This is a genomic window from Massilia sp. P2_C2 (genome assembly GCF_056404615.1).
In genome coordinates this window covers 1-13,888 of record NZ_JBFUDR010000159.1, presented here as the reverse complement: position 1 = coordinate 13,888, position 13,888 = coordinate 1, and the positions used below count along the sequence as shown (strand labels likewise).

The following is a 13,888-nucleotide window of genomic DNA, read 5'->3' as shown; positions in this document are numbered from 1 at the left end:
GCCGCGGGCCTCGCCATCGGCTTCCTGCTGGCCCCCACCGACCGCCAGCAGGGCGACGCCTACCGCATCATCTTCATGCACGTGCCCGCGGCCTGGCTGTCGATGCTGATCTATGTCGCGATGGCCTTCTGGGCCGGGCTCGGGCTCGTGCTGAACACGCGCCTCTCCGCGCTGATGGCGCGCGCGCTGGCACCCACCGGTGCGCTGTTCACGTTCCTCGCGCTGTGGACCGGCGCCCTGTGGGGCCGCCCGACGTGGGGCGCGTGGTGGGTGTGGGATGCGCGCCTGACGTCGGAACTGCTGCTGCTGTTCCTGTACGTCGGCTTCATGGCGCTGCAGTCCGCGATCGACGACCCCGTGCGCGGCGACCGGGCCGGCGCGGTGATCGCCCTCGTCGGCGTGCTCAATGTCCCCGTCATCTATTTCTCCGTGCAGTGGTGGAACACGCTGCACCAGGGCGCGTCCGTCAGCCTGCGCGCGGCACCCACCATGGCCGCGACGATGCTGACCGGGATGCTCGTCATGACGCTCGCGCTGTGGTCCTACGCGATCGCCGCCGTACTGGCGCGGCTGCGCTGCCTGATCCTCGAACGCGAACGCGGCGCGGCCTGGATCGCGGCGCTGGGGGCACAACGATGATCTGGCATACCTGGAACGACTTCGTGGCGATGGGCGGCTACGCGCCGTATGTGTGGGGCTCGGTGGGCGTGACGGCCGCCGCCCTCGCGCTGGAGGTGCTGGCGCTGCGCTCGCGCCGCCGCGCCGCCCTGGCCCACCTGGAAGGACGCGCATGACCGGCCGGCTCAAATCCCGCCACAAGCGCCTGATCCTGCTGGCCGCCGCGCTCCTGGCGCTGGGCATCGCCACGGCGCTGGTGCTGTCGGCATTCCGCAAGAACCTCGTGTTCTTCATCACGCCCACGCAAATCCTGTCCGGCGACGCGCCGCGCGACCGCGCCTTCCGCATCGGCGGCATGGTGGAGGCCGGCAGCCTGCAACGCGAGGCGGATGGCGTCACCGTCGACTTCGTCGTGACCGACCTGGCGCACAGCGTGAAGGTGCATTACCGCGGCATCCTGCCCGACCTGTTCAAGGAGGGCAAGGGCGTGGTCGCGCAGGGCCGGCTGGACGCGCACCGCGAGTTCGTCGCCGACCAGGTGCTGGCCAAGCACGACGAGAACTACATGCCGCCGGAAGCGGCCGATGCGCTGAGGAAGGGCGCGGCCGTCGCCGCCAACACAGGAAAGGACCGCCCATGATGCCCGAACTCGGCAACCTCGCACTGATATTGGCGCTATGCCTTGCCATCCTGCAGGGCACGCTGCCGCTGGCCGGTTSGCTGACCGGCAACGCACGCTGGCTGGCACTCGCCCGTCCCGTGGCCGTCGGCCAGGCGCTGTTCGTCACGTTCGCGTTCGCCGTGCTGGTGCACGCGTTCGCCATCAACGATTTTTCGGTGGCCTATGTGGCGGCCAACTCGAACACGGCGCTGCCGCTCGTCTACCGCATCACCGCGACGTGGGGCGGACACGAAGGCTCGCTGCTGCTGTGGGTGCAGACGCTGGCCCTGTGGACGCTCGCCGTCGCCGCGTTCAGCCGCCAGCTGCCGCGCGCCACCGCGGCGCGCGTGCTGGCCGTGCTGGGCCTCGTGGCCATCGGTTTCCTGTGCTTCATGCTGTTCACGTCGAACCCGTTCGACCGCGCGCTGCCCGCGCCTCCCGACGGCCGCGACCTGAATCCGCTGCTGCAGGACGTGGGCATGATCGTGCATCCGCCGCTGCTGTACATGGGCTATGTCGGCTTTTCCGTCGCGTTCGCGTTCGCCATCGCCGCGCTGGTCGGCGGACAGCTGGATGCGGCCTGGGCGCGCTGGGCGCGGCCATGGACGCTCGTCGCCTGGACCTTCCTCACGCTCGGCATCTTCCTCGGCAGCTTCTGGGCATACTATGAACTGGGCTGGGGCGGCTGGTGGTTCTGGGACGCCGTCGAAAACGCGTCATTCATGCCCTGGCTCGTGGGCGCGGCGCTGATCCACTCGCTGGCCGTGACGGAAAAGCGCGGCGCCTTTCGCAACTGGACCGTGCTGCTCGCAATCCTCGCGTTCTCGCTGTCGCTGCTGGGCACCTTCCTCGTGCGCTCCGGCGTGCTGACGTCGGTCCATGCGTTCGCCTCCGATCCGCGCCGCGGCCTGTTCATCCTCGTGTTCCTCGCCATCGTCATCGGCGGCTCGCTGGCGCTGTATGCGTGGCGCGCCCCGACCATCGGTCTCGGTGGGCGGTTTGCCCTGTTCTCGCGCGAATCGCTGCTGCTGGTGAATAACGTGCTGCTGCTGGTCGCCGCGGCCACCGTGCTGCTGGGCACCCTGTACCCGCTGTTCCTCGACGCGCTGGGCGGCGGCAAGATCTCGGTCGGGCCGCCGTATTTCGAGACCGTGTTCGTGCCGTTGATGATCCCCGTGCTGGCGTTGATCGCCGTCGGCCCGTTCGTGCCGTGGAAGCACGGCTCGCTGCGCGACGTCGCCGTGCGCGTGCGCCCGGCGGCACTGGTGGCGGCCGTGCTGGGTATGGCAGCCTTCCTCGTCCTGCACGTGACGCCGGCCGTCGCCCTGGGCCTGCTGCTCGCCGCCTGGACGCTGATCGCCACCGCGCTGCACCTGCTCCGCAACCTGCTGCATGCGCCGCGCGGCACGCCGCTCGTGACGCGCGCCACGCGCCAGGGCGCGGCGTGGTGGGGCATGGTCGTGGCGCACGCCGGTGTCGGCATCTTCGTCATCGGCGTCACGCTCGTCAAGGGCACCGAGACCGCGGACGACGTGAGCCTGCGCGTCGGCGCCAGCGCGTCAGCCGGCGACTACGTCTTCACGTTCGAATCGCTCGAGAAAATCCGCGCGTCCAACTACGTCGGCGCACGTGCCACGTTCGCCGTCACGCGCGCCGGCGAACGGGTCGCGACCCTGTATCCGGAAAAGCGCTTCTACACGGTGCAGCAGATGCCGACGACGGAAGCCGCCATCGACCGCGGCTTCGCACGCGACCTGTACGTGTCGCTGGGCGAACTGACCAAGGACGGCACGTGGGTCGTGCGTATCCAGCACAAGCCCTTCATGGGCTGGATCTGGGCCGGCGTCCTCGTCATCGCCGCCGGTGGCCTGCTGGCCGCCGTCGACCGGCGCTATCGCACCCACCGCGTGCCCGCAGCCGACGTCGCCCGCGCGGCCCCGGATATCGCCATTCCCGTTCCAACATCATCGAGGTCCGCATGAAACGCTACGCCATCCCGCTCGGCATCTTCGCCGTCCTGCTCGTCTTCCTCGGCGTGGGCCTGCGCCTGAAGCCGCAGGAAGTCCCCTCGCCGTTCATCGGCAAGCCCGCGCCGACCTTCACGCTCACCCGGCTCGACGAAACCGGCAAGACGTTTTCGCCGCAGGACATGCGCGGCAAGGTCTGGCTGTTCAACGTCTGGGCGTCGTGGTGCACGTCGTGCCGCGCCGAGCATCCCGTGCTGGTGGATTTCGCGAAGCAGGCCACCGTGCCGATCGTGGGCCTGAACTACATGGATACGCGCGACGAAGGCGGCCGCTGGCTGGACAAGTTCGGCAATCCATACGCGCTGTCCGTATTCGACGCCGACGGCAAGGTCGGCACCGACTATGGCGTGTACGGCGTGCCCGAGACCTTCGTCATCGACCGCCAGGGCAGGATCCGCCTCAAGCTGACGGGGCCCGTGACGCCGGAGATCATCCGGAAGACGCTGCTGCCGCTGATCCAGGAACTGAGCCATGCGTGATCGCGCCGCTGCCCTGCTGCTGTGCGCCGCGCTGGCGCCCGCGTGCGCGCAGACCGGCGACACCGCGCTCGACCGCCGCGTGCAGCGTGTGACGGAGGAATTGCGCTGCCTCGTGTGCCAGAACCAGACCATCGCYGACTCGCACGCCGAACTGGCCGTGATGCTGAAACATCAGGTGCGCGACATGCTGGCGCGCGGGGCGACGGAGCGCGAGGCGGTCGACTTCATGGTGCAGCGCTATGGCGACTTCGTACTGTACCGCCCGCCCGTCAAGGCAACGACGTGGCTGCTGTGGTTCGGCCCCTTCGGCCTGCTGCTCGCCGGCCTCGCGCTGCTGTTCGCCCGCCTGCGCGCGCGCCAGCACGACATTGCCCCCGATGCACCCGACGAGGAGTTACCCGCATGACATCTTTCCTGATCGGCGCAGTCGCCATGGTGGCCGCCGCCCTCGCCTTCGCCCTCGCGCCGCTGCTGCGCCGGGATCACGCCGTCGCCGGCCCCGCACCGCGTCGCGGGCGCGACTGGTCCGCGATCGGCGTCGGCCTCGCGTTGCCGCTCGCCGCCGTCACGCTGTACGCGGCCGTCGGCACGCCACGGGCCGTGCTGGCGCCGCAAGCGCAGGACGCTGCTGCGGCGATCGGCCCGGCCCAGATCGAGGCGATGGTGAACCGCCTGGCCGAACGGCTGAAGAACGACCCGGAAGACGTGGACGGCTGGCGCATGCTGGCGCATTCGTACGAGACGCTGCGCCGCTTCGATGCCGCGCTGGACGCCTACCGGCGCCTGGCAGCGCTGGAGCCGAACAATCCGGACGTGCTGACCGATGCCGCCGTCGCCCTCGGGATGAGCCTGAACCAGACTTTGTCGGGCGAGCCGGAACGGCTGATCGACCGCGCGCTGGCGCTCAATCCCAACCACGTGCAGGCGCTCGCATTGAAGGGCAGCGCGGCCTACGAACGGGGCGAGTATGCGCAGGCGATCGCGCCGTGGAAAAAGATTCTTGCGACGGTGCCGCAGGATTCAGGCATGGCGCGCTCGATCGCGGCGAGCGTGGCGAAGGCGGAAGCGTTCGCCGCGAAGGAACGCGGCGGCCGCTGAATCACTGCGCGGCGGGGCGCAGCATGATGAATTGCGACGTGTCCCCGCGCCGCACGAGCAGCACGGACGATTTGCCCGCGGCGGCGTTGTCCGCCAGTGCCGTGAACGCGGCGGCGCTGGCGACGTCCGCGTTGTCGATGGTCAGCACGATGTCGCCGGAACGCAGCCCGGCCTGCTGTGCCGGGCCGTCGACCCGGTCGATCACGACGCCCGTGCGCGCCCCCAGCTCGGCCTTCTGCGCCGGCGTCAGGTCCAGCACGGACACGCCCAGCCGGTTGGCCGCGGCGGCCGGCCGTGCAGGCACCTGCACTTTGGCTGCCGGCCGTTCCGGCTCCAGCTCGGCCAGCGTGACGGCGACCTGGCGCGCGGCGCCGTTGCGCCACACGGTGAGATCGACCGTCGTGCCGGGCCGCGTGCCAGCCGCCAGGCGGCGCAGTTGGGCGCTGCGCTCGATGCCGATGCCGTTGAACTTGAGGATGATGTCGCCGTCGCGCAGGCCTGCCTGTTCGGCCGGGCCGCCGCGTTCGATACGGCCGACAAGGCCGCCCTGCGCCTTCGGCAGGCCCAGCGACTCGGCCACGTCGCGCTCGATGTCCGTCAGGTAGATGCCCATGCGGCCGCGCGTCACGTGGCCGCTGCCCTTGATCTGGGCGGCCACGCGCATCGCGTCCTCGATCGGAATCGCGAACGAGATGCCCATGAAGCCGCCGGAGCGGCTGTAGATCTGCGAAWTGATGCCCACGACTTCGCCGCGCAGGTTGATCAAAGGGCCGCCCGAGTTGCCGGGATTGACCGGCACGTCCGTCTGGATCAGCGGCAGGAAATCGCCCGTCTCGCGCGCCCGGGCCGAGACGATGCCGGCCGTGACCGTGTTGTCCAGGTCGAACGGCGAGCCGATCGCGATCACCCACTCGCCCGCCTTCGTTGGGCCCGAATCGCCGATGGTGACGGTCGGCAGGCCGTGGTCGTCGATTTTCAGGACGGCGACGTCGGTGCGCCTGTCGCTGCCGACGACGCGCGCCTTGAATTCGCGTCCGTCCGTGAGCCTGACGAACACCTCGTCGGCGCCGTCGACGACGTGCGCATTGGTCAGCACGTCGCCATCGCGCGAGACGATGAAGCCCGAGCCGACGCCGCGCCGCACGCGCTCGGGCACGGCGTCGGCATCCTTATCTGCGTCCTTGTCCGGTGCGACGGGAGGATGGCCGCGCGGTGGGGGCTCGCCGAAGAAGCGGCGGAACAGCTCGCGCGTCTCCGGATCGTCGCCGGGATCCGCGACCTTCGCGGTGGTGCGGATGTTGACGACGGCGGGACCGGCCTTGTCGACGAGGGCGCTGAAATCGGGCAGCCCGGCCGGGGCCACGATGGCGGCCTGCGCGAATCCGCCGGACACCGCGGGCGCGCCGCACAGGACCGCGACGCCGAACGCGAAGGTGGTCATTTTCATAGGGATGACAGACGTAGGACGTAGGGTGGGCACCCGTGCCCACCAAATACTCAATTGACCGCAAAGCAATACAACAGCCCCGCGCCGCCGGTACTCACGAGATTCTCCTGCCCGCACCCGCGGCTCGCATGCGCCGAATTCCACGACGTGTTCCCGCCACCGGTCCGGTCGAAATGCCCCAGCTGCGTCGACGCGTCCGCCGCGCTGCTCGTGTAATTGCGGCACGTGTGATCGGCCACATCCGCGAACGCGCGGCCGTCCGGCGTGGAACCGGTGATGATGTCATGTTCGTTCGGCTTGTCGCCGAAGCCCTTCACGGGTTCGTTCTTTTCCGTGAACACAGTGGCGCGCGTAAGGTTGTTGCCCAGGCGGGCCGCCTCCAGCGTGTCGCCATGCAGGTGGGCCACGTCGCGCGCGACGACGGCGCCGCGCGTGTTGTACCACGGTCCCTGGCCGATGCGGTCGCGCGCATTGACGGCCGGCTGCCCTTCGGACGCCTGCGTGCTGAGGTAGGCGTGCCAGGTGCGGTTGCCGGCACCGGCGGCCGTCGCCAGTTTCTGGCAATGCGCATCGGCGCCGGCCAGGCCGCCGAGATTGCCGCCCTTGCCGACGCCCTCGCTCGTGACGAAGAAGCCGAGCGGCTTCGCGGGATCGGTCGAGCGGGCGGTCGATTGCTGCGGGGCCGGCTGGGCATTCTGGGCCGCGGCCGGCTGCAGCGCGGCCACGAGGAGCGCGGCCGCCAGCGCCGCGTGTTTCAGGTTTTTCATGCGTGTCTCCATGATGGATGCCAGATGGATGCCCTAAAGGGTTCAGTCCTTGGCCTYGAAGTCGTCGTGGCAGGCCTTGCAGGTGCGGGTCAGCTTGCCGTACTGGATCTTGATCGCGGCCGGGTCGCCGCCGGCCGCGACCTGCGCCAGCGCATTCGCTTCCTGCGCGAAGTTCGCGCCCAGCTCGCCGAAGTGCTTCGTGTCCTTGAACACTTCCGGCCTTGCGCTCGTGTCATGCCAGCCCTTGCCCTGCTCCGTGCCCGGCGCGAACAGACCACCCAGGCCCGAGTTGGCGACGGCCGCGATGGTGTTGGCGGCCTTCAGGACCTCGTCCTTGTTGTACTGGCCGTCCAGCGTCGCCTTGATGCGGCCGGAATTCCACGCCACGACCTGGAACGCCGACTGGCGCCACTTGATCAGGTTTTCCGGCTTCGGTCCCTGCTGGGCCAGGGCGGATGCCGAGGCCGCGATCACGGCGAGGATGGCGAGGGTCTTGATACGCTTGTTCATCTTGCTCCTTCGGGTTGGGGTAAAAATCAGTTGGATTCGATGCCGCGTTCGGTCATCACTTGGCGCGGCCCTGGTAGCCCTGGGCCAGCAGCGCGATCCTGTAGGCGGCCCCGCGGCCGACCACGTACAGCGTGTGCTTGTCTGGCCCGGCGAACGCGAGGTTCTGCGGTTTCTTCGGCAGTGCGATCACGCCCAGCGCCTCGCCGCGCGGACCGAACACTTCGATGCCGACGTTGGACGCGACGTACAGGCGCCCCGCCGCGTCCACGGCCAGGCCGTCGGCGCCGCTGGACCAGCCGGCCTCGCCCTTGCTCCAGCCGGCCAGGCGGGCAAACTCACGGCGCTTGCCGACCGCGCCGTCCGGCGCCACGTCGTACGCGAGCACGTGCTCGCCCTGCGTATTGGCCACGTACAGCGTCTTCTCGTCGGGCGCGAGCTGGATGCCGTTCGGCCGCTCGATGTCGGCCGCCACGCGTTCCAGCTTGCCCGACGGCGGAATGCGGTACACGGCCGGCCTGGCCACTGCCTTGGCCAGCTCGGCGCCGCGGGCACCGGGCGGCGCGCCGGAATCCGTGAAGTAGACGTTGCCGTTCTTGCCGACCACGAGGTCGTTCGGCCGCCCGRACGGCAGGCCATCCCACTGGTCGGCCAGCGTCCTGGCCTTGTCCGCCGGCGCGACGATACCGACGCGCGGCTCGCGCACCTGCACGGCGTACAACGCACCGCCGGCGCCGAAGCCCAGGCCATTGGCGCCGTTGCTGTTGTCGAGGTAAGTCGACGTGCTGCCGTCGGCGCCGATGCGCGTGATGCGGTTGCCCGTCGTCTCGGTGAAAATCAGGCTGCCGTCGGACAGGGCCAGCGGGCCCTCGGTACCGTCGAAGCCCTCCTTGATCAATTCGATCCGCGTGCCGGCCGCGGCGACGCCCGGGATGGCGGTCGCGATCTGGTCCTGCGCCTGCGCCAGGCCGGCGGCGAGGAATAGCGTGCCCAGCGCGGTGCGTGCGATAGGGTTCATCGTCGTTCTCCTTTCACTTCGCGACAGCCAGCTTCTGCACGGCCTGCAGCGCCTGTTCGACGTTCGCGCCCGGCGCGAGCCCGCCGACGACGGCCGCGACCTTGCCGTTCGGCGTCACGATGAACGTGGTGCGTTCCGCGAAGCCGTGGTCGATCTCGACGCCGCGCGTATCCTTGCGGCCGGGCGCGGCGTCCTTCACGACCAGGTCGTACGATTTCGCGATGCTGCCATCCGCGTCCGACGCGACGGCGATCTTGCCGGCGCAGTAGTCCGGATCCCTGGAAAAGTCGTTCAGGCGCGCGATGTTGTCGAGCGATACGCCGACGATGCTGGCGCCGGCCGCCGCGAACTTTTCCTGGTTGACGGCGAACGCGTGCGCCTGCACGTTGCACCCGCCCGTGTAGGCCGACGGGTAGAAATACACGACCACTGGTCCCTTCCTCAGCGCTTCCTTCAGCGAATAGCCGAAGGCCTTGCCGGCCTGCGACGCCTGCGCGTGGAATGCCGGGGCGTTGTCGCCCTCCTTCAGCGCCGCCGCGGCGGGCAGCGCGATCGATGCGGCCAGCAGGCCGGCCATCACCATACGTTTCATCTTCTACTCCCCTTCAAATTTCATCGTAGTGACGTTCACGTCACGTTGGCATTTCGCGTGGGCTCGGGGAGCCCACCCTACATTCCCGATATGTAATGCGCCAATACTTCGATCTCGGCATCCGTCAATCCCTTCGCCGCATCGTTCATCGCGCCGCCCGGACTGTTCCTGCGCTCGCCGCTGCGCCAGGCCAGCAACTGGTTGCGCAGGTACTTCACGTCCTGCCCGCCGATCACGGGAAAGCCCGCGTCGCCGGTGCCTTTGCCCTGCGCGCCGTGGCAGCCCGCACATGCCGTGAACAGCCGCCGCGCCGTCTCCGTGTCGGCGTGCGGCACGTCTCCGCGCATCGCCGGCAGGCTGCCGTAGTACGCGGCGATGTCGGCGATGTCCGCTTCCTCCAGGCTCTTCGCCATGACCATCATGTAGTCATGCTTGCGCGCGCCGCTGCGGAAGTCCTGCAGCTGCTTGACGATGTACGCCGGATACTGGCCGGCGAGCCGCGCGAACTTGCCGTCCTCGCCATTACCGTTGCCGTCGGCGCCGTGGCACTCCTGGCAGCGCTCCGACTCGGATTTGATGCGGCCCGCCGCGACATCGCCCTTCGGCGCCGCGGCATGCGCCACCGGCATCGCCAGCGCAAGCGCGAGAGCCGCGGCCAGCCGGAGTGCGTGGTTCGGATTCTTCAAGCGCGACGCCTACTCTTTCTTGTAAAACGTGTGGCACTTCTTGCAGGTGCGCGACAGCGTGGTGGCGGCATCCGTCGCCGCGTCGTAGTTGTTGGCGGTGACGGCATTCACGATCGCGAGGGTCAGCTCGCGGCTCTGCTTCGTCAGTTCGACCGCGTTGGCGGCATCGCCCTTCTGCACGAACCAGGTTTCGACGGTGCCGAACATGTCGTTCATGGACTTCGCGTCCGCGATGGCAGCCTTGCCGTCCTTGATGGCGATGTTCGATGCGAGGCTCTTGTTGGTGTCGTCGATGTTCTGCATCAGGTCCGTGTCCAGTTCCACGGCCGCGAGCGCGAGGCCGGCGCTGACAAACAGCGTGGCGCCGAAGGCGATCAGTTTTCTCTGCATGTGTTTCGTATCTCTCGTATCTCTTTCGGCTGCACCCCCGGGAGGGTCCCGGGGGTCGTGCTGTCGCTTACGCGAGGATCTCCTTGATCACCTTGCCGTACACGACGGTCGGGCGCTCGGACCGGCCGTTGTTCAGGAAGGTGGTCTTGAGGTGGTCGAGGCCCATCAGCTGCAGCACGGTGGCGTGCAGGTCATAGGTGTCGACGGCCTTGTCCTTGTCGGCCACCTGCAGGCCGATCTCGTCGGTCTCGCCGTAGGTGTAGCCGGCTTTCAGGCCGCCGCCCGCCATCCACTGCGTGTAGCCCCACGGGTTGTGGTCGCGGCCCGTGCCGCTCTCGCCCCACGACGTGCGGCCGAATTCCGACGCCCACACGACCAGGGTCGTATCGAGCAGGCCGCGCTCCTTCAGGTCGTGCAGCAGACCGGCGATCGGCTTGTCGACCATGCGCGCCATGACACCATGGTTCTCATCCAGCTCGCTGTGCGCGTCCCAGCTCTGGCGGTCGGATTCGACGCCTTCCGGATAGCCGGACACCACCTGGATGAAGCGCACGCCGTTTTCCACGAGGCGGCGGGCGCGCAGCAGCACCTCGCCGTAGCTCTGGCTGACCTTGTCGTTCAGGCCGTACAGTTCCTTGGTGGCAGCCGACTCCTTGCTGATGTCGACGGCGGCCGGTGCTGCGACCTGCATGCGGTCGGCCAGCTCGTACGAGCGCAGGCGCGCGCGCAGCTCGGTGTCGTTCGGGTAGCGCTGCGCCCCAAGGTTGTTCAACTGCTTGAGCAGGTCCAGCGAGGCGCGCTGCTGCGAGGCGCTGCGCAGCTCGGGGCGCTCCAGGTACAGGATCGGCGAATCACCCGGACGGAACGCGGTGCCCTGGTAGACGGCCGGCAGGAAGCCGGAACTCCAGTTGACCGAGCCGGCCTGCGGTTCGCGGTCGCCGTTGTACAGCACGACGTACGGCGGCAGGTCGGGGTTCGCGGCACCGAGCGCGTAGCTGATCCAGGCGCCCAGCGACGGCCGGCCCGGGTTCAGGTCGCCGGTGTTCAGCTTGAGGATCGAGATGTCGTGCGTCGCACCGATCGTCGTGCTGGACTTGATGAACGTGATCTTGTCGGCATGCTTGGCCATGTTCGGCAACAGGCTCGAGAACCATGCGCCGCTCTCGCCGTACTGTTTCCAGGTGCGTTCCTTCGACACGTACAGCTTGCCCACGCCGCCCTGCGTCGACGTCTTGATTCCTTTCAGGAACGACGCCGGCACGGGCTGGCCGGCCAGCTTCTGCAGGTCGGGCTTGTAGTCGTACAGGTCCAGCGTGCTGGGGGCGCCGTTCTGGTGCAGCCAGATGACGGACTTGATCTTCGCCGGGAAGTGGGGGGCCTTCAGGGCGAGCGGGTCGATCAGGTCGGCGGCCATGGCGGCCGACAGCAGGCCGCCGCCGGGCAGCACGCCGGACAGGGCGCCGGCGCCGAGGCCTAGGCCGGATTTGATGAGGAAGTCCCGTCGTGAATGAATGCTCATGTTGCGTTCCTTATTTGTTGAATTGGGTCGTCGTTGGGCGCTGCGTCCGCGTGGGCGGGCGCCGCCCACCCTACGTGGACACCGTAGGGTGGGCATTTGAGGCCGGGGGCCTCAAATGAGACGTGCCCACGCGCGACGTTCGCGCTTAGAAGCGGTATGCGAAATCGTTCGAGTTGGCCACGGCATGCACGAGGTCGACGAAGGCGGCGGTGCGCACGGGGTCGATCTTCTTCGCGTCCTTCAGGCCACTCGGCACGGCAACCACGAACTGGCCGCTGGCCGCCTTCTCGCGGATGGCGATCTGTTCCTGCGCCAGGAAGCCCTTCAGCGCAGCGCGCTCGGCCTTGTTGGGCTCGCGCGAGAACAGGATCTCGTAGACCCGGTTGAGCTGGGCGTCTTCGTTGTTGCCTGCCTCGTTGATCACGCGGCCCGCCAGCGCCTGGCTCCACTCGAACACGATGTCGCTGTTGAACATGGTCAGCGCCTGCAGCGGCGTCGTCGTCACGTCACGCTTGTGGTGCGGGTTGTTCGGGTTGGCCGGATCGAAGTTCTGGGTGATCGGGTACGGGTAGCTGCGGCGCGTGAACACGTACAGGCTGCGGCGGTACCAGTCTTCCTTGTTGTCCGACACGCTCCAGGCGCGGTTGCCGTTGAAGTCACGCGACTTGCCGCCGCCATCGCCGTTCTTAAGCACGGGCGGGAACACGGACGGACCGCCTACCTTGTCGACCAGCAGGCCCGATGCGTACAGCAGCGAGTCGCGGATCTCCTCGGCTTCCAGGCGCTTGCGCGGATACACGGCCAGCAGTTCGTTCTTCGGATCGACCTTCTGCACGTCCGGGCGCTCGTTCGAGGCCTGGCGGTAGGTGGACGACAGCAGGATCTCGCGGTGCAGCTGCTTCACGTCCCAGCCGTTCTTCACGAAGTCGCCGGCCAGGTGATCCAGCAGCTCCGGATGCGTGGGCTTGGCGCCGGCGCGGCCGAAGTCGGCGACGGTGGCGACGATGCCCTTATCGAAGTACTGCGCCCACACGCGGTTGGCGTACACGCGGGCCGTCAGCGGATTGGTATCGCTGCTGACCCACTTCGCCAGCGCCGTGCGGCGGCCGGACGATTTGTCCGTCGGCTGGATGTCCAGCTTGACGTCCTTGCCGCCCCACAGCGCCGGAATGCCCGGATCGACGGCTTCCAGCGGTTTTTCGTGGATACCGGTGAAGCGCACGCGCGTTTCGGGCACCTCCTTGTTCGTCAGTTCGAACACGGTCGTGTAATTGGCCGAACCCTTGCCGGGGCGCAGCTTGTCGAATTTCTTCAGCTGTTCCTGCAGTGCCTTGTATTCCTCATACCTGGCGACGTTCTCGGGCTTGAAGTCGGTACGGTCCTTTTCCTCGGCCGTGCGCTTCAGGAAAGCGATGATCTCGGTGTCCGACGCAACCGATTGCTTGCGCCAGTTGACCCAGCGGTCCAGCGCGTTCCAGTCCTTCTCCGGCTTGAAGATCGATTCGCGGCTGTCGCTCAGGTAGCGCTCGTTGTAGTACTGGCGGCCCTCGGTACGTACCGTGTCGAGGATGGCCTTCATCTTCGCGCGGATGTCCTTGGTCGCCTCGTTGTAGGCGGCCTGCTGCTTCTGGAACTCCTTGTCGAATTCCGTTTCCGTACCCTTGGCCAGCGGGGTCTTCTCGTTGACCGACGTGTTGGCGAAGAAGGCCTGCAGCTGGAAGTACTCCTTCTGGCTGACCTTGTCCATCTTGTGGTTGTGGCAGCGCGCGCAGCCGATCGTGGCGGCCAGGAAGGTCTCGCCGACCAGGTCCGTCATGTCCGTCTCGATCTGGTACTTGCGCTGGACGAGGTCGCGCGAGTTGAAGTTGTCCGGGTAGCCGGCCAGGAAGCCCGTGGCGACGCGCGCCTCCTGGCTGTCCGGCCACAGCTCGTCGCCCGCCAGCTGTTCCTGGATGAAGCGGTTGAACGGCTTGTCCGTGTTGAACGCGTTGATCACGTAGTCGCGGTAGCGCCAGTTGTTCGGACGGGTGTTATCGTTCTGGAAGCCGGTGCTGTCGGCGTAGCGTGCCAGGTCCAGCC

General features: G+C 68.1%; 16 protein-coding genes. 7 read left to right on the top strand and 9 right to left on the bottom strand.

Features of this window, described 5'->3' with window-relative positions; all coding sequences use genetic code 11:
* The 7 genes from ccmC to AC1DYX_RS18270 form a co-directional block, all read left to right on the top strand.
* Window positions 1–639: heme ABC transporter permease CcmC (gene ccmC, locus AC1DYX_RS18300; RefSeq protein ID WP_477261360.1), on the top strand; the 639-nt coding region annotated here is incomplete at its 5' end.
* Window positions 636–794, top strand: coding sequence for a heme exporter protein CcmD (gene ccmD, locus AC1DYX_RS18295; RefSeq protein ID WP_477261358.1), 159 nt, complete (start codon window positions 636–638; stop codon window positions 792–794). The genes ccmC and ccmD, both read left to right, overlap by 4 nt.
* Window positions 791–1,258, top strand: coding sequence for a cytochrome c maturation protein CcmE (ccmE, locus tag AC1DYX_RS18290; protein ID WP_477261356.1), 468 nt, complete (start codon window positions 791–793; stop codon window positions 1,256–1,258). The genes ccmD and ccmE overlap by 4 nt, the downstream gene beginning before the upstream one ends.
* Window positions 1,255–3,261, top strand: a complete 2,007-nt coding sequence (locus tag AC1DYX_RS18285) for a heme lyase CcmF/NrfE family subunit (RefSeq protein ID WP_477261354.1) — start codon at window positions 1,255–1,257, stop codon at window positions 3,259–3,261. Before ccmE ends, AC1DYX_RS18285 begins: the two co-directional genes overlap by 4 nt.
* Window positions 3,258–3,785: a DsbE family thiol:disulfide interchange protein gene (locus AC1DYX_RS18280; protein ID WP_477261352.1), complete on the top strand. Its 528-nt coding sequence runs from the start codon at window positions 3,258–3,260 to the stop codon at window positions 3,783–3,785. The genes AC1DYX_RS18285 and AC1DYX_RS18280 overlap by 4 nt, the downstream gene beginning before the upstream one ends.
* Window positions 3,778–4,191: a cytochrome c-type biogenesis protein gene (locus AC1DYX_RS18275; protein ID WP_477261350.1), complete on the top strand. Its 414-nt coding sequence runs from the start codon at window positions 3,778–3,780 to the stop codon at window positions 4,189–4,191. Before AC1DYX_RS18280 ends, AC1DYX_RS18275 begins: the two co-directional genes overlap by 8 nt.
* Complete coding sequence (locus tag AC1DYX_RS18270) at window positions 4,188–4,883, top strand: tetratricopeptide repeat protein (protein WP_477261348.1); 696 nt, start codon at window positions 4,188–4,190, stop codon at window positions 4,881–4,883. Before AC1DYX_RS18275 ends, AC1DYX_RS18270 begins: the two co-directional genes overlap by 4 nt.
* Window position 4,884: 1 nt before the next feature.
* On the opposite strand, the gene AC1DYX_RS18265 is transcribed toward AC1DYX_RS18270, so the two are convergent.
* The 9 genes from AC1DYX_RS18265 to AC1DYX_RS18225 all read right to left on the bottom strand — a co-directional run.
* Complete coding sequence (locus AC1DYX_RS18265) at window positions 4,885–6,330, bottom strand: Do family serine endopeptidase (RefSeq protein WP_477261346.1); 1,446 nt, start codon at window positions 6,328–6,330, stop codon at window positions 4,885–4,887.
* A gap of 50 nt (window positions 6,331–6,380) precedes the next feature.
* A complete protein-coding gene (locus AC1DYX_RS18260) occupies window positions 6,381–7,097 on the bottom strand; it encodes a lectin (protein WP_477261344.1) in 717 nt (238 codons plus the stop codon).
* 42 nt (window positions 7,098–7,139) lie between these two features.
* A complete protein-coding gene (locus tag AC1DYX_RS18255; protein WP_477261342.1) occupies window positions 7,140–7,607 on the bottom strand; it encodes a c-type cytochrome in 468 nt (155 codons plus the stop codon).
* Window positions 7,608–7,662: 55 nt separating this feature from the next.
* The gene (locus AC1DYX_RS18250) at window positions 7,663–8,622 is read right to left on the bottom strand and encodes an SMP-30/gluconolactonase/LRE family protein (protein ID WP_477261340.1); all 960 of its coding nucleotides are present in this window, start codon (window positions 8,620–8,622) and stop codon (window positions 7,663–7,665) included.
* 13 nt (window positions 8,623–8,635) lie between these two features.
* Complete coding sequence (locus AC1DYX_RS18245) at window positions 8,636–9,214, bottom strand: peroxiredoxin (protein WP_477261338.1); 579 nt, start codon at window positions 9,212–9,214, stop codon at window positions 8,636–8,638.
* Between the two features lie 77 nt (window positions 9,215–9,291).
* On the bottom strand, window positions 9,292–9,900 hold the full coding sequence (locus AC1DYX_RS18240; protein ID WP_477261336.1) for a c-type cytochrome: 609 nt from the start codon (window positions 9,898–9,900) through the stop codon (window positions 9,292–9,294).
* Between the two features lie 9 nt (window positions 9,901–9,909).
* Window positions 9,910–10,290 carry a hypothetical protein gene (locus AC1DYX_RS18235; RefSeq protein ID WP_477261334.1) on the bottom strand — a complete coding sequence of 127 codons (381 nt, stop codon included), beginning with the start codon at window positions 10,288–10,290 and terminating at the stop codon, window positions 9,910–9,912.
* Window positions 10,291–10,357: 67 nt separating this feature from the next.
* Complete coding sequence (locus AC1DYX_RS18230; protein ID WP_477261330.1) at window positions 10,358–11,809, bottom strand: DUF1501 domain-containing protein; 1,452 nt, start codon at window positions 11,807–11,809, stop codon at window positions 10,358–10,360.
* Window positions 11,810–11,954: 145 nt separating this feature from the next.
* On the bottom strand, window positions 11,955–13,888 hold a 1,934-nt coding region (locus AC1DYX_RS18225), incomplete at its 5' end, for a DUF1549 and DUF1553 domain-containing protein (RefSeq protein WP_477261328.1).